Source organism: Streptomyces sp. BRA346, from assembly GCF_052851135.1.
Genome location: NZ_JAIWIH010000035.1, coordinates 168,155 through 194,442, shown reverse-complemented (window position 1 = coordinate 194,442; position 26,288 = coordinate 168,155). Strand labels below are relative to the sequence as shown.

Below are 26,288 nucleotides of genomic sequence, written 5' to 3'. Positions count from 1 at the left end.
TCGATGGTAACTTCCAGGTCATGTCAGAGACCCTGCCGTCCATCGGCGACATGCTCGCGGCCACCGTGCCCATGGTCCGCACCCTGAACCTGGAGTTCACCGAGGCGTCGGCCGAACGTGCCGTGGTGCGCCTGCCCGACCAGCCCGACTTCCACAACCACGTCGGCGGCCCGCACGCGGGGGCGATGTTCACCCTGGCCGAATCCGCGTCCGGCGCGGTCGTGCTCGCCGCCTTCGGCGACCAGCTCCAGCGCGCCGTGCCGCTGGCCGTGCGCGCCGAGATCGACTACAAGAAGCTCGCCAAGGGCCCGGTCACCGCGACCGCCCGGCTCGGCCGGCCGGTGGCCGAGGTGGTGGCGGGACTCGACGCGGGCGAGCGCCCCGAATTCCCCGTACGGATCGAGATCACGCGCGAGGACGGAGCGGTCACCGGGGAGATGTCCGTCACCTGGACGCTGCGGCCGCAGGGCTGAGGACCGGCCTCCGTCCCCCTCGTACGGGGGTACGTCCCCTCGTACGGCGCCGTCCGGCGAGCCGATGTGGCCGGGACCACCCATCGTGGAATGTGGCGGACGCGCCGATTGAGTACGCTTCCCGAGTGCGCTCGATCGGGCGTGCGCCGACCATGGATCGGCATACGGGAGGGATCCGGCGTTGCACATCGAGGAATGGCTTGAAACCGTACCCGCGATCAGTGTGTATCTGCTCGTCGGTCTGGTCATCGGCCTCGAAAGCCTGGGCATCCCGCTCCCCGGAGAGATCATCCTGGTCACCGCCTCGCTGCTGGCGGCCTCGCAGGACCACATCAACCCCTACATCCTCGGTAGCTGCGCCATCGCGGGTGCGGTGATCGGCGACTCCATCGGGTATGTGATCGGCCGCAAGGGCGGTCAGCCCCTGCTCGCCTGGCTGGGCCGCAAATTCCCCAAGCACTTCAGCGCCGAGCACGTGGCGAGCGCCGAGCGGTCCTTCCAGAAGTGGGGCATGTGGGCGGTCTTCGTGGGCCGCTTCATCGCGCTGCTGCGCATCTTCGCGGGCCCGCTCGCGGGCGTGCTGCGCATGCCGTACTGGAAGTTCGCCATCGCCAACGTGCTCGGCGGCATCGTCTGGGCGGGCGGCACCACCGCGGTCATCTACTCGGTCGGCAAGGTCGCCGAGGACTGGCTCAAGCGCTTCTCCTACCTCGGGCTCGTGGCTGCCCTGTGCTTCGGCCTCGGCTCGATGCTGCTGATGAAGTGGCGTACGAAGAAGGCGCAGCAGAAGGCGGCGGCGCAGCCGGTGGCGGCCACCGCCGGGACCGGCGCCGAGGCGGCCGAGCCGGAGCCCGTCCCGGCCGCCGAGTAGCACCTTTCCGTCACTCCTGGTCCGTCACTCCCGACCGGCCCGCTCCTCCGTCGCCGCACGGTGGTGGCGGGCCAGTTCGACATAGCCCTCGGCGTTGAGCCGCACGTGCTCCCGCTCCTCCTCGGTCAGCTCGCGCCGGACCTTCGCCGGAACCCCCGCGACCAGCGAGCCCGGCGGTACCCGCATCCCCTGCGGTACCAGCGCCTGGGCGGCGATCAGCGAGCCCGCGCCGATGTGCGCGCCGTTCAGGACCGTGGCGCCCATGCCGACCAGGACGTCGTCCTCGACGGTGCAGCCGTGCAGCACCGCGTTGTGGCCCACCGTCACCCGCTCGCCGACGGTGGCGGGGAAGCCGGGGTCGGCGTGGACGGTGCAGTTGTCCTGGATGTTGCTGTGCGCGCCCACGCTGATCGACTCGGCGTCCCCGCGCAGCACGGCGTGGTACCAGACGCTCGCTCCCGCGGCCACCGACACATCGCCGATCACCACGGAGGTCGGGGCGGTGAACGCCTCCGGATCGACCTTCGGCTCCTTGCCGCCCACTCCCGCGATCAGCGCCCGCTCCGCCACTGCCGTCTCCTTCGGTCCGCAACTCCCGTCCCCGGCACGTTAACCCGTCGTCAGCAGTACGGTGCCCACCAGGGCGAGCCCGGCGCCGGTCGCCTGCACCGCGCGCAGCCGCTCGCCCAGCAGCCCGCGGGCGGCGAGCGCGGTCACCACCGGGTACAGCGAGGCGAGGACGGCGGCGATGGTGACCGGTCCGGAGTGGGCGGCCAGGTTGTAGGTGCCGTTGGCGGCGACGTCGGCCAGCCCCACGAAGGCCAGCGCGGGCAGGGACGCCGCGACGACGCGCAGGCCGCCCTCGGGCAGTGCGGGGGTGCCGCGCCGTACGGAGACCAGCAGCGCGGTGCCGCCGACCACCACGTTGCACACCCGCTGCACGAACAGTGCGAGGAAGAGCCCGGTCACGGTGGTGGACGCCTCGGCGATCAGCGCCATCACCGAGCCGAAGCCCAGCGCCGCGACCAGGGTGAGCAGCAGGGTCTGCCGCTGGACGGGGGCTCCGCCGGTCTGCGGCCCGCCGGCCAGGACCACCCCGGCCACCGCCACCACGACCCCGGCCAGCTGGAGCAGCCCGGGCCGCTCGCCGAGCACGATCGCGACCCCGAGCGGCACCATGACCCCGCCCAGGGCGCCGAGCGGGGAGACGACGCCCATCGGGCCGAGCGCGAGCGCCCGGTAGAAGCAGAGCATGGCGGCGGGACCCACGACACCCGCCGCCGCGGCGAACCACAGCTGCGGCCCGGCCTCGGACCAGCCGCCGGTGGCCACCACGATCGCGCCGAGTACGGTCACCGCGATGACCTGCGAGACGACGACCACCGTGAGCGCGGGGGTGCGCCGGGTGAGCAGCCCTCCGCCGAAGTCGGCCAGCCCCCACATCAGGCTGGTGGCAAGAGCGAAGAGTGCGGACATGGAGAGACCTCGCCGTACAGTGTGATGGACGCTGGAGTACACCCCACCGTAGTTCACTTTGTTCGACTATGCCATTCACGATAGTGGACGGCCTCGATGATGGACGGGATGCCCGTGACGGACCTCGATCAGCTCACGCAATCGCTCGCCCGCAACCTCAAGCGCTGGCGCAACGATCGCGGCTACACCCTCGACGCCCTCGCCGCCCGTGCCGGGGTCAGCCGGGGCATGATCATCCAGATCGAGCAGGCCCGTACGAACCCCAGCGTCGGCACCACCGTGAAGCTCGCCGACGCCCTCGGCGTGAGCATCACGACGCTGCTCGACTACGAGCAGGGACCCCAGGTGACCTTCGTCCCCGCCGACCAGGCCGTGCGGATGTGGTCCACCGAGGCGGGCAGCTACACCGCGCTGCTGGTGGGCACCGAGGCGAACGGGCCGCTGGAGATGTGGGAGTGGCGGCTGATGCCCGGCGACGGCAGCAGCTCCGATCCGCACCCGCCCGGCACCTTCGAGCTGCTGCGGGTGACCGCGGGCGAGCTGACCCTGGTCGTCGGGGACCGGACGCACACCGTGCCGACGGGCACCTCGGCCGCCTTCGAGGCCAACACCCCGCACACGTACCGCAACGACGGGGACGTACCGGTGGAGATGACCATGGCGGTGTCCGTGCCGCCCGCCCGCTGATACGCGGACCTGCGCACCCCCTCCGGCCTGCTAGCTTGAGCCGCATGCCTACCCCGATGGATGCCTTCGACGAGGTCCGTCCCGCCGTGGAGTGCCTGGACCTGCTGACCGCCCCGGTGGCCGCCGCGCTGCGCGACTGGCGCGGCACCGACCCGGTGGAGCAGGTGCTGTACGTGGACACCGACCCGGACAAGGCCGACACCGCCGTGCTCGTGGAGAACTACGGCTCCTGGCTGCTGGAACAGTCGGCCAACTGCGTGGTGGTGGCCGGGAAGCGGGGCGGCGAGGTCACGCTCGCCGCCTGCCTGGTCCTGGCCCACACCCGCGCGGACGTCAACGGGGTCGTACGCCGCCATCTGGGCGCCCGCAAGGCGTCGTTCGCGCCTACGAATACGGCGACCGGCGAGAGCGCGATGGAGTTCGGCGGCATCACCCCGATCGGGCTGCCCGCCGACTGGCCGCTCCTGCTGGACGCCGCCGTCGCCGACATCCCGTACGCGCTCATCGGCAGCGGCAGCCGCCGGGGCAAGCTCATCGTGCCGGGCAAGGTCCTCGCCGGGCTGCCGGGCGCGGTGGTGCTGGAGGGGCTCGGCGCGTAGCGGTCGAGCGGCGGTCAGCCCCGGCGCCGGGATCATGGAACGACGCCAGCCGCCGGGCCGCGCCGCCCCAACCCCTTTACCGGCCCAGCCGTGGGATCTCGATGGCGGGGCAGCGATCCATCACCATCTCAAGACCCGCCGCCCGGGTCCGCTCGTACGCCGCCGGATCGACGACGCCGAGCTGGAACCACACCGCCTTGGCGCCGATCTCCACCGCCTGGTCGGCGATCGGCCCGGCCAGCTCGGAGTTGACGAACACATCGACCACGTCGACGGGGAACGGGATGTCGGCGAGCGTGGCGTACCCCGGCTCGCCGAGTACGGTCTCGGCCTTCGGGTGCACGGGCACCACGCGCTTGCCGTGGCGCTGGAGCACCCCGGCGACGCCGTACGCCGCGCGGGCCTGGTTGGACGACAGGCCGACGACCGCCCAGGTCTCTCCCAGCTCGTCCAGGATGGTGCGGATCGTCGCTGCGTCGCCGTCCATGCCATCCATGCCGTCCATGGGTTCCTCCTGCGGGGTGCGGTGTCCGGCCTGCTCATGGGCGGAAACGGACACCGCGCCCCGGAGATTCCCCGGCGGGGTGCCGGGGTTCGTTCAGGAGGCCATGCGCTCGCGCAGGCTGCGCGGCCTCATGTCGGTCCACACCTCGTCGACGTAGGCGGAGCACTCGTCCTTGGTGCCCTCCTTGCCGACGGTCTGCCAGCCGTCGGGGACGTCGAGGTCGGCGGGCCACAGGGAGTACTGGTCCTCGTCGTTGCGGAGCACCTGGAAGCGGGCGTTGTCGTCCATGAGCTGTTTCTCCTGTCGTTCGGTACTGATCTTTTATGGATGTGGTTCCGGGTGGATACGGGACAGCCCGCGCAGGGTCGGGCTGGCGGTGGCGAGGACGGCCGCGGCCGCCATCCCGGCCGCGCACACCAGGATCGCCCGGTCGCCCGGCAGGGCCTGGGCGAGCAGGCCGCCCAGCGCGGGGCCCGCCGCGCCCGCGGCCCCGCAGGCGAGGGCGAGGACGCTGGTGAGCCTGCCGCGCAGCCGGTCGGGGGTGCGCAGCAGCTGCTCCGTCATGATCGCGGTGTTCGCGGTGGGCGGGAACAGCGCCATCAGGGCGAACAGCGCGCCGGTCAGATAGCCGCTGTGCACGACGGCGGCGACCGGGGTGAGCACGGTCAGCGCCCAGAACACCGCCACGATGGCGCGGTAGGCGCCGAGACGGCCGTGGAGTACGGGTGCGGCGAGCGCCCCGGCGACCCCGCCCACCCCGAGCATGGCCGCCATCACCCCGACCTCCCCGGAGGGCACCCCTTGGGTTCCGGCGAGCACGATGACGACGAGGTAGAAGGCGCTGAAGAACAGGTTCAGCACGACCGCGCACAGGATCGTGACCCGGATCCGGCGCTCCTGCCACACCCACCGCAGGCCGGTCAGCATGGCGTGGCCGAGCCTGCCCGGCGCCGCGGCGGGCCGCTCCGGCTCCGGCAGCCGGAGGAAGAGCAGCGCGACGAACGAGAGGGTGTGCATGACGGCGTCGGCCAGGAAGGGGACGAAGCGCCCCACGGCGAACAGGAACCCGCCGGTCGCGGTGCCCGAGAGCTGTCCCATCGACGCCCGCGCCGTGTTCATCGAGACCGCCGCGGACAGCTGGGCGTCGTCCACCAGCAGCGGCAGCGCCGCGTTCTCCGCCGGTTCGAAGAGCGCGGCGGCGGCCCCGAACACCGCGGCGACGGCGACCATGTGCGGCACGGTGGCCGCGTCGCTCCACACCGCCACCACGAGGCTGATGGCGGACACCGCCTGGGCCGCCTCGCAGCCGAGCATCAGCGCCTTGCGGTCGTAGCGGTCCACCAGGACCCCGGCGGGCAGCCCGGCCAGCATCTGCGCGGCGGCGATCGTGCCCATCACCAGCCCGGAGGCGGCGCCCGAACCGGTGAGCGCCAGGACCAGCAGCGGAAACGCGATCATCGACGCGTGGAAGCCGAACTCCGAGAGCGCCTGGCTGCCCCACAGCAGCCGGTAGCCGCGGTTGCGCGCCAGCGGCACCGGCGGGGGCGCGGACGGGGGCGCCTCCACCGGGCCCGACGGCACGGCGTGGTCCCCGGTCATACGGCACCCCGGCAGTCCTGGGCGATGCGGCGCAGCGCGTCCGCGAAGTCCGCGGCCACCGCCGCCACGGTCGACTCCTCGTGGACACCGGGTCGGTAGTACCAGGTGAAGCCGAGCCGTCCGTTCTGCACGGCGCCCACGACCTCCAGCAGATGCGAACCGCCCTCACGCGGGTCGTGGTCCTGGCCGAAGGAGCCGTGCTCGGCGTGGACGAGACCGTCCTTGGCCTCGGCGGACCGGGCGTCCCACTGGCCGAGGTAGTTGAACACGACCTGGGGCCCGGCGCCGGTGCCGGTCAGCCGCTCCCGTACGGCGTCCGTGCCGAAGGTCCGCAGCGCCCCGAAGCCGAAACCGTTGCCGGGGACGGCCCGCAGATGGCGCCTGACCGACTTGACCAGGCCGCGCCAGTCGACGGACGCGGAATCCCGGGCGGCGGGCACGTCGAAGGAGACCGGGTACATCGTGGTGAACCAGCCCACCGTACGGGAGAGATCGGCGCCCTCGACGACGTCCTCCCGCCCGTGGCCCTCCAGTTCGACGGAGACCCGGTCCCGGCCGGTCCAGCGCGCCAGCGCCAGCGCAAGGGCGGCCAGCAGCACGTCGTTGATGCGGGTGCGGTACGCGGTGGGGGCGGCCCGCAGCAGCGCCTCGGTGTCCGCCTCGTCGATCTCCACCGGCACCGCCCGGGGCTCCGTCCCCGGCTCCGGCGGCTCGTGGTCGACCGGCAGCGGCCGCGCGTCCAGCGCCGCGGCCCAGTGGTCGGCCTCGTGGTCCAGGGCGCCGTCGGCGACCTGCTCGGCGAGTTGCCGGGCCCAGTCCCGGAACGAGGTCGACTTGGTGCCGAGGTCGACCGGCTCGCCCCGCACACCCTGCTGGTACGCGGTGTCCAGGTCGTCCAGCACGATCCGCCAGGACACCCCGTCGATGACCAGATGGTGGGCGGTCAGGAAGAGGAACGGCCGCCGGTCGTCGCCGAACCGGAACAGCGCGGCCTTCAGCAGCGGGCCGCTGCCCAGGTCGAAGCCCGCGTGCAGGGCGTCGGCGGTCTTCTCCATCGCCGCGTCCGCCTCGTCCGCGGGCAGCCCCGACAGGTCGTACCGGGCGAGGACGGCTCCCGGTTCGGGCTCCGGGTCGAACTGCCGCCACTCGCCGTCCTCGTGCGTGAACCGCATCCGCAGCGCGTCATGGTGGACGAGCAGGGCGGCCAGCGCCGCTTCCAGCGCCGCCTCGTCCACCTCCCGTTCCAGCTCCAGCAGGGTGGACTGGTTGAAGTGGTGCGGGTTGACGGTGTGGGTGGCGAAGAACCACCGCTGGATCGGGGTGAGCGGAAGGTCTCCGGTGACCGGCTCCGCACCGCCCTCCTCCCGTTCCGTCGTCGCCACGGCGGCCAGGGCGGCCACCGACTGGTGGCTGAACAGATCCTTGGTGGTCAGCCCGAGCCCCGACTGGCGGGCGCGGGACACGACCTGGATGCTCAGGATGGAATCCCCGCCGAGGTCGAAGAAGTTGTCGTGCACGCCGACCCGGTCAAGGCCGAGGACATCCGCCCAGATCGCCGCGATCCGGCTCTCCATCGGAGTGCGCGGCGCGACATGGTCCGCGCCCGGGGCCGGAGCGGGATCCGGATCGGGCAGGGCGCGGCGGTCGACCTTTCCGTTCGGGGTGAGCGGCAGCTCCTCCAGGGTGGCGAACGCCGACGGCACCATGTGGGGCGGCAGGATCCGGCCCAGGAAATCCCGCAGCGAGGCGGCGGTCGGGGCGGTGCCCTCCGCCGGGACCACATAGCCGACCAGGCGCTTCAGCCCGGACGGATGCTCGGCCGTGGGCCCGGTGTCCCGCACGGCCACCACCGCCTCGCGTACGTCCGGGCTGCGCCGCAGCGCGCTCTCCACCTCGCCCGGCTCGATCCGGAAGCCGCGCACCTTGACCTGGTCGTCGGCCCGGCCGACGAACCGCAGCTCGCCGTCGGCGGTCCAGCGCACCACATCGCCCGTGCGGTACATCCGGCTCCCCGCGGGGCCGAACGGGTCGGCCAGGAAGCGGGAGGCGGTCAGCCCCGGGCGGCCCAGATAGCCGCGGGCCAGTCCCGCCCCGGCCACGTACAGCTCCCCGGCCACGCCCACCGGAACCGGGCGCAGCGCGGAGTCCAGCACATAGGCCCGGGTGTTACGGATCGGCCCGCCGATCGGCGGCACCCCCGAACCGGCGGTCAGCGGCCCGGACCAGGTGCTCACCACGGTCGCCTCGGTCGGACCGTACGAGTTGACCATCCGGCGCCCCGGCGCCCAGCGGTCCACCAGTTCGGCGGAGCACGCGTCACCGCCGACGATCAGGGTGCGCAGGTCTGGGGTCCCCGCCTCCGGCACGGTGGCCAGCGCCGCCGGGGGAATCAGCGCGTGGGTGACCCGGTGCCCCGTCAGCACCTGGGCCAGCCGCTCGCCCAGCAGCGGCCCCTCCTCCGCGACCACGAGCGCCGCGCCCCTCGGCAGGGAGATGCACAGCTCCAGTACGGAGGCGTCGAAGCTGGGGGAGGCGAACTGGAGGACCCGGTCCCCGGCCCGGACGTCGTAGTGTTCGGCGGCGGCGGCCGAGAAGCTCGCCAGCCCCGCGTGGGTGACCACGACCGCCTTGGGCACCCCGGTGGACCCGGAGGTGTAGATGACGTACGCCGGATGGTCCGGCGTCAGCGCGCGGACGGTCGGCGGATCGGCGGGGCCGTCCCCGGCCCACACCGACGCCACGTCGTCGAGGACGACCAGGGGCTCGGCGTCCCGCAGCATGAACGCCACCCGCTCCGCCGGGTAGTGGGGGTCGACCGGCAGGAACGCACCGCCCGCCTTCACCACCGCCAGCTGCGCCACCACCATCTCCACCGACCGCGGCAGCACCAGCGCCACCAGCTTCTCCGGCCCCACACCGCGCCCGATGAGCCGGTGCGCCAGCCGGTTCGCCGCCGTCTCCAGCTCGGCGAAGGTGAGCCCGCCCGCCCCGGACGCCACGGCCGGGGCGTCCGGGGACGTAGCCGCCTGCCGCTCGAACAGCTCGGCCAGCGTGGCCGGAGGCACGGGGTGTCCGGTGGCGTTCCACTCCACGACGGTGCGCCGCAGCTCGGCCGGGGTGGCGAGCGGCAGCGCGCCCACCGCCCGGTCCGGGTCGTCGGCGATGCCGGTGAGGAGCGTGACGAGGGCCGCGCCCATCCGCTCGGCCGTCGGCGCGTCGAACAGATCGGTGCTGTAGCTGATCAGCCCGCGCAGGACGCCCCCGTCGGCCTCGGCGAACTCCAGCGTGAGGTCGAAGCTCGCGGTGCCGGTCTCGGGGGCGATGTCCTCCAGCGTGAGACCGGGCAGATCCAGCTGCCCGCCGGGTATGTTCTGGAGCACCACCATCGCCTGGAACAGCGGTGTCCGGCTGGTGTCCCGGGTGGGCTGCACCTCGTCCACCACCCGCTCGAACGGCACGTTCTGGTGGGCGAAGGCGTCCAGGACGGTGCCGCGCACCTCGGACAGGAAGTCGGTGAAGCCGCGCTCGGGGTCGACCGAGGAGCGCAGCACCAGCGTGTTCACGAAGAAGCCGATCAGATGCTCCGCCTCGGCGCGCTCCCGCCCCGAGGTGACCGTCCCCACCGTGATGTCCTCCTGGCCGGACAGCCGGGACAGCAGCACCTGGGCCGCCGCCACCAGCGTCATGAACAGGGTGGTGCCACGGGTCTGTCCGTACTCCTTGAGGCGCCGGTTCACCGCCGCGGGCACCTCGAACTCCACCGTGGCGCCATGTCCGCTGCGCACCGCGGGACGGGGCCGGTCGGTGGGCAGCTCCAGCGGCTCCACCTGGCGCAACTGCCGCTTCCAGTACGTCAGTTCCTCATCGGCCCGCGGGCCGGACAGTTCGGCCCGCTGCCAGGCCGCGACGTCGGCGTACTGCACCGGAAGCGGTGGCAGCGCCGCCGCGTCGCCGGTCAGCGCCGCCCGGTACAGCTCGCGCAGATCGCGGATGAGCACTCCGGTGGACCAGCCGTCGGTGATGATGTGGTGCAGCGTCAGCGTGAGGGCGTGGTCCTCGGCGCCCAGCCGGATCAGCCCGGCCCGCAGCAGCGGGCCCCGCCGCAGGTCGAACGGGCGCTCCCGCTCCCGGGCCAGCAGCTCCGTCAGCTCCGCCTCCCGCCGGCCGGCGGGAACGTCCGACAGATCGTGGCGGGCGAGCCGCACCGCGGAGGGCTCGTGCACGACCTGCACCCCGCGCCCGTCCACCGCGTCGAACGTGGTGCGCAGCGACTCGTGCCGGGCCACCAGTGCGGTCAGCGCGTCCTCCAGCGCCGGGACGTCGAGGGTGCCGCGCATCCGCAGCGCCAGCGGGGTGATGTATTCGGTGCTGTCCGGTGCGAAGGAGTCCAGGAACCACAGGCGCTGCTGGGGATACGACAGCGGCAGCTCCGCGTCCCGGGGCACCGGGGTGATCGGCGCGGACACGGGGTGGCCGCTCGCCTCGGTGAGGGCCGCGGCCAGGGCGGACACCGTCGAGTGGGTGAACACCAGCCGGGGCGAGACCTCCGCGGCGAACGCCTCCCGCAGCCGCGAGGTCAGCCGGATGCTGAGGATGGAGTCCCCGCCGAGTACGAAGAAGTCGTCCTCGGCGCCGACCCGTTCGACCCCCAGCACCTCGGCCAGGACCGCCGCCGTGCGCCGCTCGGCCTCGCCACGCGGGGCGACATACGCCGCCCGGTCCGGGTCCTCGCCGGGGGCGGGCAGCGCCGCGCGGTCCAGCTTGCCGTTGCGGCTCAGCGGCAGCGCGTCCAGCAGGACGACCGCGGACGGCACCATGTACTCCGGAAGCCCGGCCGCCACATGGGTACGCAACTCCGCGCCGTCCACGGCCCGGTCGCCGCCCGGCACCACATAGGCCACCAGCCGCTTCACCCCGGGCCGGTCCTCCCGGGCCACCACCGCCGCGTCCGCCACCCCGGGGTGCGCGGTCAGCACGCTCTCCACCTCGCCCGGCTCGATCCGGAAGCCCCGGACCTTCACCTGGTGGTCGGCGCGGCCGACGAACTCCACCGTGCCGTCCGGCCGCCGCCGCGCCAGGTCGCCGGTGCGGTACATCCGCTCCCCGGCGGGCCCGTACGGATCGGCGAGGAAGGCCGCCGCCGTCGCGCCGGGCCGCCCCAGGTAGCCGCGGGCCACGCCCTCACCGGCGACGAAGAGCTCACCGACGACACCGGGCGGGACGATCCGCAGCCGCGCGTCCAGGACGTACACCCGCATGTTGTCCAGCGGCCCGCCGATCGGCACCACCTCGGGCACCTCGTCGGCCGCGGCCATCGGGAAGGCGGTCGCGAAGGTCGTGGTCTCGGTCGGCCCGTAGCCGTCCACCACGGTCAGCCCGGGGCAGGCCGCCAGCACCCGGCGCACGGCCGCGGCGGGCACCACATCGCCGCCGGTCCACACCTCGCGCAGCCCCGCGAAGCAGTCCGGGGCGTCCTGCGCCAGCAGCCGGAACAGCCCGGCGGTCAGCCACAGGCCCGTCACCCCGTGCCCGGCCACGAGCCGTCGCAGCGCCGCCGCGTCCAGCTCGCCCGGCGGGGCCACCACCACCCGGCCGCCGCGCAGCAGCGGCACCCACACCTCGTAGGTGGCGGCGTCGAACGCCACCGGGGAGTGCAGCGGCACCCGTTCGTGCCCGCCGCTCGCGAAGGCCCGGTGGAGGGCGAGCGCCGCCACATCGCGGTGGCGCACCCCCACGGCCTTCGGCACCCCGGTCGACCCGGAGGTGAACATCACGTACGCCAGGTTGTCCCGGTCCACCGGCACGGCGGGCGGGGTGCGCTCGCCGTCGCGCGCGGCGGCCACGTCGTCCGCCGTCAGCACGACCTTCGCGCCCGCCTGGTCCAGCAGCTCCCGCTGCCGTGCGCGCGGCGCGCGGGCGTCCACCGGGACGTACACCCCGCCCGCCCTGACCACCGCGAGCTGCGCCACCACGAGTGCGGCCGAACGGTCCATGAGCAGCGCCACCCGGTCCTCGGTGCGCACCCCCGACGCGGCCAGGACCGCCGCCAGTTGCCCGGACCACGCGTCGAGGTCGCGGTAGCCGAGTGCGGTGGCGCCGTCGGTGACGGCGACGGCGTCCGGGGTCCGCGCGGCCTGCTCGGCGAACAGCTCGGCGAGCGAGCCCGCGGGCAGCGGGCGGGCGGTGTCGTTGCCCTCCCGCACCGCCCGGCGCTCCTCGGCGTCGGTCAGCAGCCGCAGATCGTCCAGGGTGCGCCCGGCGCCGTCGGCCATGCCCTCCAGCAGGGTCCCCAGATGGCGCGCGGCCCGCTCCGCCGTCGCCGCGTCGAACAGCGCGGGATCGTAGGCGATGTCGAACCCGAGCCGGTCGCCGAGATAGGCGCGGCAGCACAGCGGGAAGTTGGTGGCGTCCTCGGCCCGCACCTCCCGGATGGCGATCCCGGCACCGGACGCCGACTCCTCGTCGAAGGGGTAGTTCTCGAAGACCACCATGGAGTCGAACAGGGCCTCGGCGGCGGGCAGTTCGCTCAACGCCTGGATGCGGGCGAGCGAGACGAAGTCGAAGCGGCGGGACTCGCTCTGCTGGTCCTGGAGTTCCCGCAGCCACCGCATCACGTCGCGGCCGCCGTCGGCCACGGCCCGGGTGGGGACCGTGTTGATGAACATGCCGACCATCGTCTCCACCCCCGGCAGCCCGTCCGGGCGGCCCGAGGCGGTGGTGCCGAACACCACGTCCGGCTCGCCGCCGTACCGGGACAGCAGCAGCGCCCAGGCGCCCTGCACCACCGTGTTGACGGTCAGCCCGTGGCTCCGGGCCGTCTCGCGCAGCCGCGCGGACACCTCCCGGGGCAGCTCCAGCCGGGTCAGCGCGCCCGACGCCGCCCGGTGGGCCTCCCGGGGCGGCCGGTCGTACGGCAGCGGGGTCCGGGCGCCGAAGCCCGTCAGCACGTCCCGCCAGTGGCGCTCGGCCCGCTCCTGGTCCTGCTCCCGCAGCCAGCGCAGGAAGTCCCGGAACGGACGGCGCGCTGGCGGGGCCACGGTGCGGCCCTCGGCGAGCGCGGCGTAGTTCTCGCACACCTCGGCGAAGAGCTGCCCGGTGGACCAGCCGTCGAGCATCAGATGGTGCGAGGTCCACACCAGCATGATCTCGTCGTCGGCCAGCCGCGCCACCGCGATCCGGGTCAGCGGCGCCAGGGTCAGCTCCATCCCGGCCGCCCGGTCCTCGGCGAGCAGCCGCTCCAGCGCGGCCCGTTGGCCGTCCGGGGAGAGGCGGCGCCAGTCGTGCCGGGCGGTGGGCAGCGCGACATGGCGGCGTACCACCTGGACGGGCTCCTCGAGACCCTCCCAGCGCACCTCGCTGCGTAAGACCGGCGTCCGGTCCACGACCCGCTGCCAGGCGGCGGCGAACGCGTCCGGATCGGCGATGCCGCCGATGCGCAGCGCGATCTGGTCGAAGTAGGCGCCCTGGGTGTCGACCAGGCCGTGGAAGAGCATGCCCGCCTGCAACGGGGTCAGCGGATAGATGTCCTCGACATCCCTGCCGTCGCCCGCGATCAGGTCCACCTGACGCTGGTCGAGCCGGGCGAGCGGGAAGTCGGACGGGCTGCGGCCGCCCGCGCCGGGCTCCGCGCAGTGCGCGACGATCTCCCGCAGCGCGGCGACCACGTCCTCGGCGAGGCGGCGCACGGTCGCCTCGTCGTACATCAGCGTCGGATAGGTCCAGCCCAGCTCCAGACGGCCGCCCTGGACGGCCCCGGTGACCTCCAGCAGATACGTACGCGTCTCGGTCTCCGGCGCGTCCCGGCCCGTCGAGGGCAGGGCGGCCCGGTAGAGCCCGGAGGCATCACCCGACGCGGCATCCCACTGGCCGTGGTAGTTGAACCCGATCTGCGGGGCGGGGCCGCCCCGCAACCGCTCGCCCGCGGTGGGGGAGAGGTGGCGCAGCGCGCCGTAACTCAGCCCGCGGTGCGGGACGGCGTGCAGCTGCTCCTTGACGGAACGGAGCGTCTCCCGCCAGTCCGCGTCGGGCGCGACGGTCAGCGCGAGCGGGAACTCGGCGGTGAACCAGCCGACCGTACGGGAGAGATCCAGCTCCTCGAAGAGGTCCTCGCGGCCGTGTCCCTCCACCCCGATCAGCACGGTGTCGCCGCCGGTCCAGCGGGCCAGGCTCCGGCCGAGCGCGCTGAGCAGCACATCGTTGATCTGGGTGCGGTACACGTCCGGGACGTCGCGCAGCAGCGCCTCGGTCTCGTCGCGGCCGAGACCCACGGTCACCGTGGCGGCCGTCTCCTGGGTGTTGGCGCCCCGGCGGTCGACGGGCAGCGGCGCGGGCGCGGTGTCCGCGGTGCGCGTCCAGTACGCCAGGTCGCCGTCGAGCCCGCCGGACCGCACGTGCTCCGCCAGCCGGGCCGCCCAGTGGCCATAGGCGCTGCTCGCCGGGGGCAGCGCGGGCGTGGCCCCGGCGACGGCCTGGTGGTACGCGCTCTCCAGGTCGCCGAGGAGGACGCGCCAGGACACGCCGTCGACCACCAGATGGTGGATGGTGATCAGCAACTCCGGCGGCTGCCCCGGGCCGTGGGCGAACAGCAGGGCCCGCAGCACCGCGCCCTGGGCGATGTCCAGCCCGGTCTGCGCCGCGACCGTGGCCTCCCGCACGGCGCGCGACCGCGCCTCCCCGCCGAGGCCGGACAGATCGTGCCGCTCCAGCAGCGGGCCGGGCGCGGTGGCCAGGACCTCCTGCCGCCACTGGCCGTCGAGGACGACGAACCGGGTGCGCAGCGCCGCGTGGTGCGCCACAACTGCGTCCACCGCCCGCCGCAGCGCGGCCTCGTCGAGGTCGTCGGCGAGCCGCAGCCGGTGGGTCATGGTGAAGTGGTGCGGATCGCCGGGCCGCCGCCCGTCGAGGTACCAGTGCTGGATCGGGGTCAGCGGCGCCGGGCCCGTCGGCGCGGCCGCCGGAGCGTGGTACGGCGCCTGGGTGGACCCGATGGTCACCGCGAGTTCCGCGATGGTCTGGTGGCGGAAGATGTCCTTGGAGGTGATCCGCAGCCCGGCCTGGCGGGCGCGGGAGACGATCTGGATGCTGAGGATCGAATCGCCGCCCAGGGCGAAGAAGTTGTCCTCCACCCCGATCCGCGGGGTGCCGAACACCTCGGACCACACGCGCGCGAGCACGGTCTCCGCCTCGGTGCGCGGCGCCACGTACGCGGTCTCCGCCTCCGGCTGCGCGGGCGGCGCGGGCAGCGCCCGCCGGTCGACCTTTCCGGCGTCGTTACGGGGCATCCGGTCCAGCGTCACGAACGCCGCCGGAACCATGTAGTCGGGCAGGGACCGCTTGAGCAGGGTACGCAGCTCCAGCGCGCCGGGCGCGGCGTCCGCCCCCGTGGCCACGAGGTAGCACACCAGCCGCCGGTGGCCGGAGTCCTCGCGGGCCACCACCACGGCGTCCTCGACCGCCGGATGGTCCAGCACGGCGGCCTCGATCTCACCGGGCTCGATGCGGAAGCCACGGATCTTGACCTGGTCGTCGGAGCGGCCGAGGAATTCGAGCACCCCGTCCGCCGTCCAGCGGGCCCGGTCGCCGGTGCGGTACATCCGGGAGCCGGGCGGGCCGTACGGGTCGGGGACGAAGTGGAGCGCGGTCAGCCCCGGACGGCCGCGATAGCCGCGCACCACCTGGGCGCCGGCCAGATGCAGTTCGCCCGGCACCCCGGCGGGCACGGGGCGCAGCGCCCCGTCCAGGACGTACGCCCGCAGGTTGTGGCCGGGGCGCCCGATCAGCGGACGGTCCCCGAGGTCGGCGAGGCGCCCGTACACCGCGTCGACGGCGCACTCGGTGGGCCCGTAGAAGTTGTACGCCGCCACGCCGGGCACCGCGCGCAGCTCCCGCCACAGCGCCGCCCCGAGCGCCTCGCCGCCCACCATGACGATCCGCGGCCGGTGGCGGCCGTCGAACAGCCCGGCGGCCATCAGCTCATGGAGATACGAGGGGGTGAGGTCGAGGAAGTCCAGCTGCCGGGCGCCGATCAGCTCGACCAGGGCGGCCGGGTCGAACCGCACCGCGTCGTCGATCAGATGCACCTCCTGGCCCGCGGCCAGGAACACCGCGCCCTCCCACGAGGTGTCGAAGGAGAACGCGGCGGTCAGCGCCGCGCGCAGCGGACGGCCCGCCTCGGCCGCGTGCGGCCCGATGAGCCCGGCCACGTGGTCGTGGCAGAGGTTGACCAGCTGGCGGTGTTCGACGGCGACGCCCTTGGGGCGGCCGGTGGAGCCGGAGGTGTAGTTGAGGTACGCGGTGTTCTCCGGGCGCAGCGGGGAGCGCCGGTCCCTGTCCGTGGGGTCGGTGGCGGGAAGGCCGTCGAGGGGCGCGTCGCGCAGCGCCTCGGGGGTGAGGACGACCTCGGGGCGTGAGTCCTCCAGCAGGAACCGGACGCGCTCGGCGGGCAGTTCCGGGTCCACGTACAGATACGCGCCGCCCGACTTGAGGACCGCGAGCTGGGCCACCATCAGGTCGGCGGTGCGCGGCAGCCTGACCGCGACCACCTTCTCGGGACCGGCCCCGAGGCCGATCAGATGGTGGGCCAGCCGGTTGGCGCGGGCGTTCAGCTCCGCGAAGTCGTAGGTGGCGTCGGGTGCCACCAGCGCGGTGGCGGCCGGGGTGCGGGCCGCCTGCTCCTCGAAGTGGCGCGGGAAGGTGGTGTCCGCCACCGGGAGCGCGGTGGCGTTCCACTCCTCCAGTACGGTGTGCCGCTCCCGCGCGGTCAGCAGCGGGAGTTCGCCCACCGGGCGGCCGGGGTCGTCCGCCACCGTCTCCAGCAGCAGCCGCAGCTGCCGGATCATCCGCCGCACGGTGGCCGCGTCGAACAGATCGGTGTTGTACTCCACGTACCCGGTCAGGGCGCCCCGGTGTTCGACGAAGTCGAAGCCGAGGTCGAAGGCGGCGGTCCGGCTCGGGATCCGTACGGCCTCCACGGCGAGCCCCGGCAGGCTCGGCACCTCACCGCCCAGGTTGTGCAGCGCCACCATCACCTGGAACAGCGGGGTGCGGCTGGTGTCCCGCTCCGGCTGGAGCGCGTCCACGATCCGCTCGAACGGCACGTCCTGGTGGGCGAAGGCGTCCAGGACGGTGTCGCGCGCCTCCTGGAGCAGTTCGCCGAACGGCCGGTCCGCGCGCACCCGGCCGCGCAGCACGAGGGTGTTCACGAACATCCCGACCAGGCGCTCCAGCTCGGGCCGCTCCCGGCCGGAGGTCACGGTGCCCACCGCGATGTCCTCCTGCCCCGACCAGCGCGCCAGCAGCACCTGGCAGGTGGCGAGCAGGGTCATGAAGAGGGTGGCGTCGCCGTGCCGCCCGGTCTCGCGGAGCCGGTCCACCAGCTCCGCGTCCAGCGTGAAGTCCAGCAGCGCCCCGTTCCTGGTCTGCACGGCCGGGCGCGGCCGGTCGGTCGGCAGCTCCAGCGGCGCCAGGTCGGCCAGGGTCTTCCGCCAGTGGTCCAGCTGCGGTTCCGCCGCGGCGGCCCCGCCGTCCGGATCGCGCTGCCAGGCCGCGTAGTCGGCGTACCCCAGCGGCAGCGGGGCGAGTTCTGGGGCCCGGCCTCCGAGCGCCGCGGCGTACAGCTCGCCCAGATCGTCGCTGATGACGGCGGTGGACCAGCCGTCCGTGACGATGTGGTGCATCGTCAGCGTGAGGACGTGTTCCTCGTCGTCCAGCCCGATCAGGGACGCCCGCAGCAGCGGGCCACGGCTCAGATCGAAGGCGGTGGCGCCCTCCCGCTCCAGCAGCCGCTCCAGCTCGCGTTCGCGCTCGGTGGCGGGGAGCGCGGTGAGGTCGTGCCGCGGCAGCTCGACCCGGTACGGGTCGTGGATCCGCTGCACACCGCGGCCGTCCACCTCGGCGAACGTGGTGCGCAGCGGCTCGTGCCGGGCCACCAGGGCGTCGAGCGCGGCGCGCAGGGCGCCGGTGTCGAGCGGGCCGCGCAGCCGCAGCGCGAACGGGGTCACATACTCGGTGTCACGGTCGTCGAAGCCGTCCAGGAACCACAGGCGCTGCTGCGCGTACGACAGCGGCAGGTCCCCTCCGCGCGCCACGGCCGGTATCACCGCGCCCGGCGCGGCGTTATCCGGTGCGCTCAGGGCGGCGGCGAGGGCGGCGACGGTGGCATGGGTGAACAGCGACCGCGGCGAGACATCGGTGCCGAAGGCGGTGCGCAGCCGGGAGGCCACGCGGATGGCGAGGATGGAATCGCCGCCCAGGGCGAAGAAGTTGTCCTCGGCCCCCGCCTCCTCGACCCCCAGCACCTCGGCCCACACCCGGGCCACCGTGGCCTCCGCCTCGGTGCGCGGGGCGATCCGCTCGGCGCCCGTGGCGAAGCCGTCCGCGCCCGGGGCGGGCAGCGCCGCCCGGTCCAGCTTGCCGTTGACGGTCAGCGGCAGGGTGTCCAGCGGGACGTAGGCGGCCGGAATCATGTGCTCGGGCAGGCTGCGCCCGAGGAGTTCCCGCAGCTCGGCAGCGGGCGGCGGAGTGCCCTGACCGGTGGACACCGTGCGAGCGGCCACGGTGTAGGCCACCAGCCGCCGCACCCCCGGCCGGTCCTCGCGCGCGATCACCACGGCGTGGGCCACCGCCGGATGCGCGGTCAGGGCGGCCTCGATCTCACCGGGCTCGATCCGGAAACCACGGATCTTCACCTGGTCGTCGGCGCGGCCCAGGTACTCCAGCTCCCCGTCCGCGCTCCACCGGGCCCGGTCGCCGGTGCGGTACATCCGGCTCCCGGGCGGGCCGAACGGGTCGGCGACGAAACGGGACGCGGTCAGCCCCGGGCGGCGCAGATAGCCACGGGCCAGCCCCGCGCCCGCCACGTACAGCTCGCCCACCGCGCCCGGCGGCACCGGTTCGAGAGCCGCGTCGAGGACGTAGATCCGCAGGTCGGGGATGCCGGTACCGATGCCGCTGCCGGTGGCGCGGGCCGCGCTGGCGCGGTCGAGGGCGGTGTGGGTGACGTGCACGGTGGTCTCGGTGATCCCGTACATGTTGACCAGCACGGGCGCGGTGTCGGTGTTCGCGTGTTGCGCGTACCAGCTCTCCAGACGGCGCGGGTCGAGCGCCTCACCGCCGAAGATCACCCGGCGCAGGGCAAGCTCGGTCCCAGGGTTTTCCTCGTCTGCGCGCATCAGCGCGTAGAACGCCGACGGCGTCTGGTTGAGCACCGTCACCCGCTCGTCCGCCAGCAGCCGCAGGAACTCCTCCGGGGAGCGCGAGACGGCGTACGGGACGACCACGAGCCGACCGCCGTGCAGCAGCGGCCCCCAGATCTCCCAGACGGAGAAGTCGAAGGCGTAGGAGTGGAACAGCGTCCACACATCGCTCTCGTCGAACGAGAACCACTGCCGGGTCTGCGAGAACAGCCGCACCACATTGGCGTGCGGGATGACCACGCCCTTGGGGCTACCGGTCGACCCCGAGGTGTAGATGGCGTAGGCGGGGCTGTCCGGCAGCGGCCGGGCGGCGGCCGGGACGGTGGCGGGGCGGTCCCGCAGATCGGCGTCCACCGCCGGGTCGTCCAGGCACAGCCGGGGCACGGCGGTGTCCGCCGCGATCCGCTCGGCCAGGTCGCCGGTGGTCAGCAGCAGCACGGGTTCGGTGTCGGCGAGCATATGGGCGATCCGCCCGGACGGCTGGTCCGGATCGATCGGCAGATAGGCCGCGCCGGTCTTCAGGACGGCCACGATCGCCACGATCATGTCGAGCGAGCGGGGCAGGGCCAGCGCCACATACCGCTCCCGCGCCGCGCCCTCGGCGGCGAGCCGGTGGGCCAACCGGCCCGCCCTCGCGTCGAGTTCCGCGTACGACACCGACTCGGCGCCACAGGTGACGGCCATCGCATCCGGGGTACGGGCGGCCTGCTCCTCGAACAGGTCCACCACGGTCCGCTCCGGCGCGCCCCCTATTTGGGGCTCGGTTCGCCTCCGGGGCGCCTCAGCCGGTGTCGACGGTCGACCGTGCTCGGTCCCTCGTTCCTCGGGACCTCCGCGCGCTCTCCCTTTCGACACCGGCGCGCCCCTTCGGCTCACTCGCCCCTCCGCCGTGCCGTTCCACTCCACCAGGATCCGCCGCCGCTCCTCGGCGGTCAGCCACGGCAGGGCCCGCAGCGGGCGGTCCGGGTCCGCCGCGATCCCGGTCAGCAGGCGGCACAGCCGGTCGGCGAGGGCTTCCGCGGTCCCGGCGTCGAACAGCTCCGGGTCGTAGCCGAGGTCGAAGCCGAGCCGGTCGGAGAGATGGGCGCGCAGGCTCAGCGGGAAGTTCGTGGCATCGGTCGACTCCACGTCGAGGATCCGCAGCCCTGCCTCGCGCGCCGAGGAGTCGTCGAAGGGGTAGTTCTCGAACGCCACCATGCTGTCGAAGAGCGGCGTACCGGCCGGCACCTCGCTCCAGGCCGACAGCTGGGCCAGCGACACGGATTCGAAGCCCCGTGCGCCCGCCTGTGCCACCTGGAGTTCCCGCAGCCACTCGGCGGTGTTCCGGGCGCCGTCGACCCGTACCCGGGTGGGCAGGGTGTTGATGAACATGCCCACCATGGACTCGACCCCGGCCAGCTCCGCCGGGCGGCCCGAGACGGTGGTGCCGAAGACCACGTCGTCCTCGCCGCTGTACCGGGACAGCAGCAGCGCCCAGGCGCCCTGCACGATCGTGTTGACGGTGAGCCCGCGGCGCCGGGCCGCCTCGCGCAGCTCCGCCGAGACCCCGGCCCCGAGCGCCACCGCCACGGTCGCCGAGGACCCGGCCCGGTGGGACTCCAGGGGCTTGCGGTCGTACGGCAGCGGCGTGGGCGCGGTGACCCCCGCGAGCAGCGCCCGCCAGTGCTCCTCGGCCTCCCGGCCGTCCTGGCGGTCCAGCCAGTGCAGATAGTCGCGGAAGGGCCGCCGCGCGGTCAGCGCCGGGCGGTCGCCCCGGGCGGCCGCGGCGTACCGCTCGCACACCTCGGTGAAGACCTGGGCCAGGCTCCAGCCGTCCAGGATCAGATGGTGCGAGGTCCAGATCAGCGCCACCTGGTCGTCGGGGAGTCGCACCAGGGTCAGCCGCATCAGCGGCGGCGCCGTCAGATCCAGGCCCAGCGCCAGATCCGCCTCCCGCAGCCGGTCCAGCTCGGCCGCGCGCCGCTCCTCCGGCAGCTCCCGGCAGTCGACATGGGTGACGGGCACGGCGGCCCGGTGGCGTACGAACTGCACGGGCCGCTCGACGTCCTCCCACACCACACCACTGCGCAGCACGGGCGTGCGGTCGACCGTCTGCTGCCAGGCGAGGGCGAACGCCTGCGGGTCGCCCACTCCGGCCAGGGTCAGCGTGGCCTGGTCGAGATACACGTCCTTCCCGTCGCCCACCAGGCGGTGGAAGAGCATGCCTTCCTGAAGCGGGGTCAGCGGGTAGACGTCCTCGGTCCCGCGCCCGTCACCGACCAGCCGGTCCACGCCCGCCTGGTCCAGCCGGGCGAGCGGGAAGTCCGACGGCGTACGGCCACCGGCGCCCGGTTCCGCGCAGTGACCGACGATCTCCCGCAGCGCCGCCAGCATGGCGTCCGCGAGCCGCCGCACCGTGGACTCGTCGTGGACCCGGTCGGAGTAGAGCCAGGTCAGCTCCAGTTCCCCGGCCGCCACTACGCCCGACACATCGAGCAGATAGGTCGAGGGCTCGTCGGCGGCGAGATCCTGCCCCAGGGTCTGGCCGGTGAGGGTGAACGCGTCGTCGCCCGGTGCGGAGTCCCACTGGCCGTGGTAGTTGAAGCAGATGCCCGGCAGCGGGGCGTCGCGCAGCGCACGGGCGGGGGAGCCGGGCGCGCTCAGGTGGGCCAGCGCCTCGTAGCTCAGGCCCCGGCGGGGCAGCGCCCGCAGCTGCTCCTTCACGGACTTCAGGACCGGACCCCAGCCGCCGCCGGGCAGGGTGAGCGCCACCGGGTACTGCGTGGTGAACCAGCCGACGGTCCGGGACAGTTCGACGGACTCGTCGAGCTCCTCCCGGCCGTGGCCCTCCATCGCCACCAGCACCCGGTCGGAGCGCGTCCAGTCGGCGAGCACCCGGCCGAGCGCGCTCATCAGCACGTCGTTGATCTGCGTCCGGTACACCCCGGGCACCCGGCGCAGCAGTGCGTCGGTCGTGTCGTGGTCGAGCCGCACCCGGACCGTGCGGGTGGTTCCGGCGGTGGCGCGGCCCGGGCGGTCCACCGGCAGGTCGGCGCCGCCCGCCCGCGCCACGCCCTCCCAGTACGGCAGGTCGCCGTCCAGCTCCCCGGCCAGCACGTGGTCGCTCAGCCGGTGCGCCCACCCGGTGAAGGGGGTGCCGACCGGGTCGAGCCGCACCGGGTCCCCGGCCGCGGCCTGCCGGTACGCGCTCTCCAGATCACCGAGCAGGATCCGCCAGGAGACACTGTCCACGGCCAGGTGGTGGGCGGTCAGGAACAGCCGCGGCCGGGTACCCGCGCCGCGCAGGATCAGCGCGGCACGCAGCAACGCGCCCGTGGCGAGGTCGAGTTCGGCGCGGGCGGCCTCGGCGGCCGCCTCGGCCGCGGTGCGCAGCGCGTCGCCGTCCAACTCCGACAGATCGTGGCGGCGGATCAGCGGCCCCGCCACCGGAGCGTCGGCGTGCTGGCGCCACTCACCGCCCTCCCGCACGAACCGGGTCCGCAGCGCCGGGTGGTGGGCGGCCACCGCCTCCAGAGCGGTGTGCAGCGCGGTCTCGTCCACGTCGTACGGCAGGTCCACGACCATCGACATGGTGAAGTGGCGCAGCGGGCCGTGGGTGGCGAAGAACCAGTGCTGGATCGGGGTCAGCGGCGCCGGTCCCGTCGGCTCGGCGGCGGCGTCGGTGTCGTCCGCACCGGGCGCGGTGCGCGGGGCGATGGCGGCGGCCAGGTCGGCGATGGTCTGGTGCAGGAACACGTCCCGGGAGCTGAGCCGCAGCCCGGCCTGGCGCGCCCGGGAGACGGCCTGGATGCTGAGGATCGAGTCGCCGCCGAGTTCGAAGAAGTTGTCCGACACCCCGACCTGCTCGGCGCCCAGCACCTCGGCCCAGATCCGGGCCAATTCCTCCTCCACCGGGGTGCGCGGCGCCTCGTAGGCGCATCCCCGCCGGGAGGCATCGGGCCCCGGCGCGGGCAGCGCCCGCCGGTCGAGCTTGCCGCTCGTGGTGAGCGGCATGGCGTCGAGGGCGAGGAAGGCGCTGGGCACCATGTGGCCCGGCAGCGTGCGCCCGAGGGCCGCCCGCAGCTCCTGCGCGCCGGGCGGCACGGCGGAGGCGGCCGGTACGTAGTAGGCGGCCAGCCGCGCGTGGTCGCCGTCGTCGGTCACGGCGATCACGGCCGCCTCGGCGACGGACGGCAGATCGAGCAACGCGGCCTCGATCTCGCCCGGTTCGACCCGGTGGCCGCGGATCTTCACCTGGTCGTCGGCGCGGCCGAGGTAGTCCAGCTCCCCGGCGGCGGTCCAGCGGGCCACATCGCCGGTGCGGTACATCCGCGCCCCCGCGGGCCCGAACGGATCGGCCACGAACCGCGCGGCGGTGAGCCCCGGGCGGTGCGCATAGCCGCGCGCGAGCTGATCACCGGCCAGATACAGTTCGCCCGCGACCCCGGCGGGCACCGGCTGGAGCCGGGCGTCGAGCACATGGGCGCGCAGATTGCCCAGCGGCCGCCCCACCACCGGACGTCCGGCGCCGCCGATCCGGGCGGCGAGCGCGTCGACGGTGCACTCGGTCGGACCGTAGAAGTTGTACGCCGTGGTGCCGGGCGCGTCCGCCAGCTGCCGCCACAGCGTCTGGCCGATGGCCTCGCCGCCCAGCATCAGCACCCGGGGGCGGTGCCGGGCGTCGGTGAGCAGCCCGGCCGGGAGGAGCTGCCGCAGATACGACGGGGTGAGGTCGAGGAAGTCGATCCGGTGCCCGGCGATGTGGTCCACGAGCGCGGCCGGATCGAGCCGGGTGGTCTCGTCGATGAGGTGCAGCTCATGGCCGTCCGCCAGGAGCAGCAGCCCCTCCAGCGAGGTGTCGAAGGAGAACGACGCGGTCAGGGCGGCGCGCAGCGGACCGCCGCCCGCCTCGGCCACGAAGCCGTGGCGGTGGCCCACCAGCAGGTTCACCATGGCCCGGTGGGTCACGGCCACCCCCTTGGGGCGGCCCGTGGAACCGGAGGTGTAGATGATGTAGGCCGCGCCGTCCGGGTGCAGCGCGCCGGTCCGGTCGGCATCGGTGGGGTCGGTCGCGGGCAGCGTGGCGGGGACCGTACGCAGCGCCGCCTCGTCCAGCACCAGCATCGGCCCAGCGTCGTCCATGAGGAACCCGACGCGTTCTTCCGGGAGTTCGGGGTCGATCGGCAGATAGACGCCGCCGGCCTTGAGGACGGCGAGGATCGCCACGACCATGTCGGCGGTGCGCGGCAGCCGCACCCCGACGATCCGCTCGGGGCCGACGCCCCGCCCGATCAGCTGGTGCGCCAGCCGGTTGGCGGCCGCGTTGAGCGCCGCGAAGTCGTACACCGCGTCCCCGGCGACCAGGGCCGTCGCCGCCGGGGTGCGGGCCGCCTGCGCCTGGAACACGGCGGGGAACGTGGTCGGCTCGATGTCCAGGGCGGGACCGTGGCCCCAGGCCGCCACCTGCCGCCGCTCCGCCTCCGTCAGCAGCGGGAGTTCCCGCACCGGCCGGTCCGGCTCGGCGCTCGCCGCGTCGAGCAGCACCAGCAGATGCCCCGCCATCCGCTCGGCGGTCTCCGCGTCGAACAGTTCGGTGCTGTACTCCAGCAGCCCCCGCAACTCCCCTTCGTCCTCGACGAACTCCACGCTGAGGTCGAAGGTCGAGGACTGCCGCGGCACATCGACGGCCGACGCCGTCAGCCCGGCCGGGCGGGGCGCCGACCGCGGGGTGCTGTGGAGCAGCACCATCACGTCGAACAGCGGGTTGCGCCCGGCGTCCCGGCGCGCCCCCACGGCCTCCACCAGCCGCTCGAACGGCGTCTCGTCGTGCGCGAAGGCGTCGAGGACCGTCGTACCGGCGGTGTCGATCAGCTCGCGGAACGACCGCGCGACGTCGACCCCGGAGCGCAGCACCACGGTGTTCACGAAGAACCCGACGGCGCGCTCCAGCTCGGTGCGGCCACGGCCGGAGGTGACGGTGCCCAGCGCGATGTCGTCCTGCCCCGACCAGCGGGCGAACAGCCCCTGGCACGCGGCGACCAGCACGGAGAACAGGGTGGTGCGCCGGTCCGCCGCCAGCCCCTTCAGCCGCGCCGCGACGTTCCGGTCCACGATGAACTCGTACACCGCGCCCGCCGAGGTGCGCGACCTGGGCCGGGGCCGGTCGGTGGGCAGCTCCAGCGGCACGGTGCCCGCGAGCCGCCCCTTCCAGTAGTCGAGCTGCTTGTCCAGGGTGGCTCCGGAGAGCCGCTCCCGCTGCCACACCGCGAAGTCCGGGTACTGCACCGGCACCGGTGGCAGCGGGCCCTTCTCGCCGGTGTCCGGCCCGGCGTCGTACAGCGTGCACAGCTCGTCCAGCAGGATGCCCATGGACCAGCCGTCGGTGACGATGTGATGGGCCGTGAGCAGCAGGACGTGGTCCTCGTCGGCCAGCCGGACCAGCAGCGCCCGCAGCAGGGGACCGGTCCGCAGGTCGAACGGGCGGGAGTACGCGGCGAGCAGCGTGGCGTCCAGCGCCCCGGGATCGCCGGTGAGGTCGGCCACCGGCAGCGGAACCGCGGTGGCCGCGCGCACCACCTGCGACGGCTGTCCGTCACCCTCCTCGAAGACGGTCCGCAGCGCCTCGTGGCGCTCCACCAGGGCATCGAGCGCCCGGGAGAGCGCGGCCACGTCCAGGGCGCCGGTCAGCCGCAGGGCGACCGCGCTGTTGTAGCCCGCCTCGTCCGGCTGGAGGGTGTGCAGGAACCACAGCCGCGCTTGCGCGAACGACAGCGGAAGCGGCCGCGTGCGGTCCGCGCGGGGGATCGCCGCGGTGCGTCCGGCCTTGCCCGCGAGACGGCGGCGCAGAGCTTCCCGCATTTCCTCGGGCAGGGCGGAGGCGCGGCTGTTCCTCGAAGACGTCATGTT

10 protein-coding genes are annotated in these 26,288 nt (G+C 74.1%); 4 read left to right on the top strand and 6 right to left on the bottom strand.

Going from position 1 to position 26,288, the window contains the following annotated elements; translation table 11 throughout:
• Positions 1–20 precede the first annotated feature (20 nt).
• A complete protein-coding gene (locus LCH29_RS33150; protein WP_446465388.1) occupies positions 21–473 on the top strand; it encodes a DUF4442 domain-containing protein in 453 nt (150 codons plus the stop codon).
• A gap of 181 nt (positions 474–654) precedes the next feature.
• Positions 655–1,344, top strand: a complete 690-nt coding sequence (locus tag LCH29_RS33145) for a DedA family protein (RefSeq protein WP_123103446.1) — start codon at positions 655–657, stop codon at positions 1,342–1,344.
• A gap of 24 nt (positions 1,345–1,368) precedes the next feature.
• On the opposite strand, the gene LCH29_RS33140 is transcribed toward LCH29_RS33145, so the two are convergent.
• Positions 1,369–1,914, bottom strand: a complete 546-nt coding sequence (locus LCH29_RS33140; protein ID WP_123103448.1) for a gamma carbonic anhydrase family protein — start codon at positions 1,912–1,914, stop codon at positions 1,369–1,371.
• Positions 1,915–1,953: 39 nt separating this feature from the next.
• Positions 1,954–2,820: an EamA family transporter gene (locus LCH29_RS33135; RefSeq protein WP_446465387.1), complete on the bottom strand. Its 867-nt coding sequence runs from the start codon at positions 2,818–2,820 to the stop codon at positions 1,954–1,956.
• 114 nt (positions 2,821–2,934) lie between these two features.
• On the opposite strand from LCH29_RS33135, the gene LCH29_RS33130 reads away from it, so the two are divergent.
• Positions 2,935–3,507 (top strand): helix-turn-helix domain-containing protein, encoded by a 573-nt coding sequence (locus tag LCH29_RS33130; protein ID WP_446465450.1) that lies wholly within the window; start codon positions 2,935–2,937, stop codon positions 3,505–3,507.
• Positions 3,508–3,551: 44 nt separating this feature from the next.
• Positions 3,552–4,106 (top strand): YbaK/EbsC family protein, encoded by a 555-nt coding sequence (locus LCH29_RS33125; RefSeq protein ID WP_446465386.1) that lies wholly within the window; start codon positions 3,552–3,554, stop codon positions 4,104–4,106.
• Between the two features lie 76 nt (positions 4,107–4,182).
• Here LCH29_RS33125 and LCH29_RS33120 read toward each other — a convergent pair whose 3' ends face one another.
• From LCH29_RS33120 to LCH29_RS33105, 4 genes are all read right to left on the bottom strand, one after another.
• Positions 4,183–4,593: a CoA-binding protein gene (locus LCH29_RS33120; RefSeq protein ID WP_446465449.1), complete on the bottom strand. Its 411-nt coding sequence runs from the start codon at positions 4,591–4,593 to the stop codon at positions 4,183–4,185.
• 111 nt (positions 4,594–4,704) lie between these two features.
• The gene (locus LCH29_RS33115) at positions 4,705–4,899 is read right to left on the bottom strand and encodes an MbtH family protein (protein ID WP_446465385.1); all 195 of its coding nucleotides are present in this window, start codon (positions 4,897–4,899) and stop codon (positions 4,705–4,707) included.
• Between the two features lie 33 nt (positions 4,900–4,932).
• Positions 4,933–6,210: an MFS transporter gene (locus tag LCH29_RS33110; RefSeq protein WP_446465384.1), complete on the bottom strand. Its 1,278-nt coding sequence runs from the start codon at positions 6,208–6,210 to the stop codon at positions 4,933–4,935.
• Positions 6,207–26,285: a non-ribosomal peptide synthase/polyketide synthase gene (locus tag LCH29_RS33105; RefSeq protein ID WP_446465383.1), complete on the bottom strand. Its 20,079-nt coding sequence runs from the start codon at positions 26,283–26,285 to the stop codon at positions 6,207–6,209. Before LCH29_RS33105 ends, LCH29_RS33110 begins: the two co-directional genes overlap by 4 nt.
• Between the last annotated feature and the right edge of the window lie 3 nt (positions 26,286–26,288).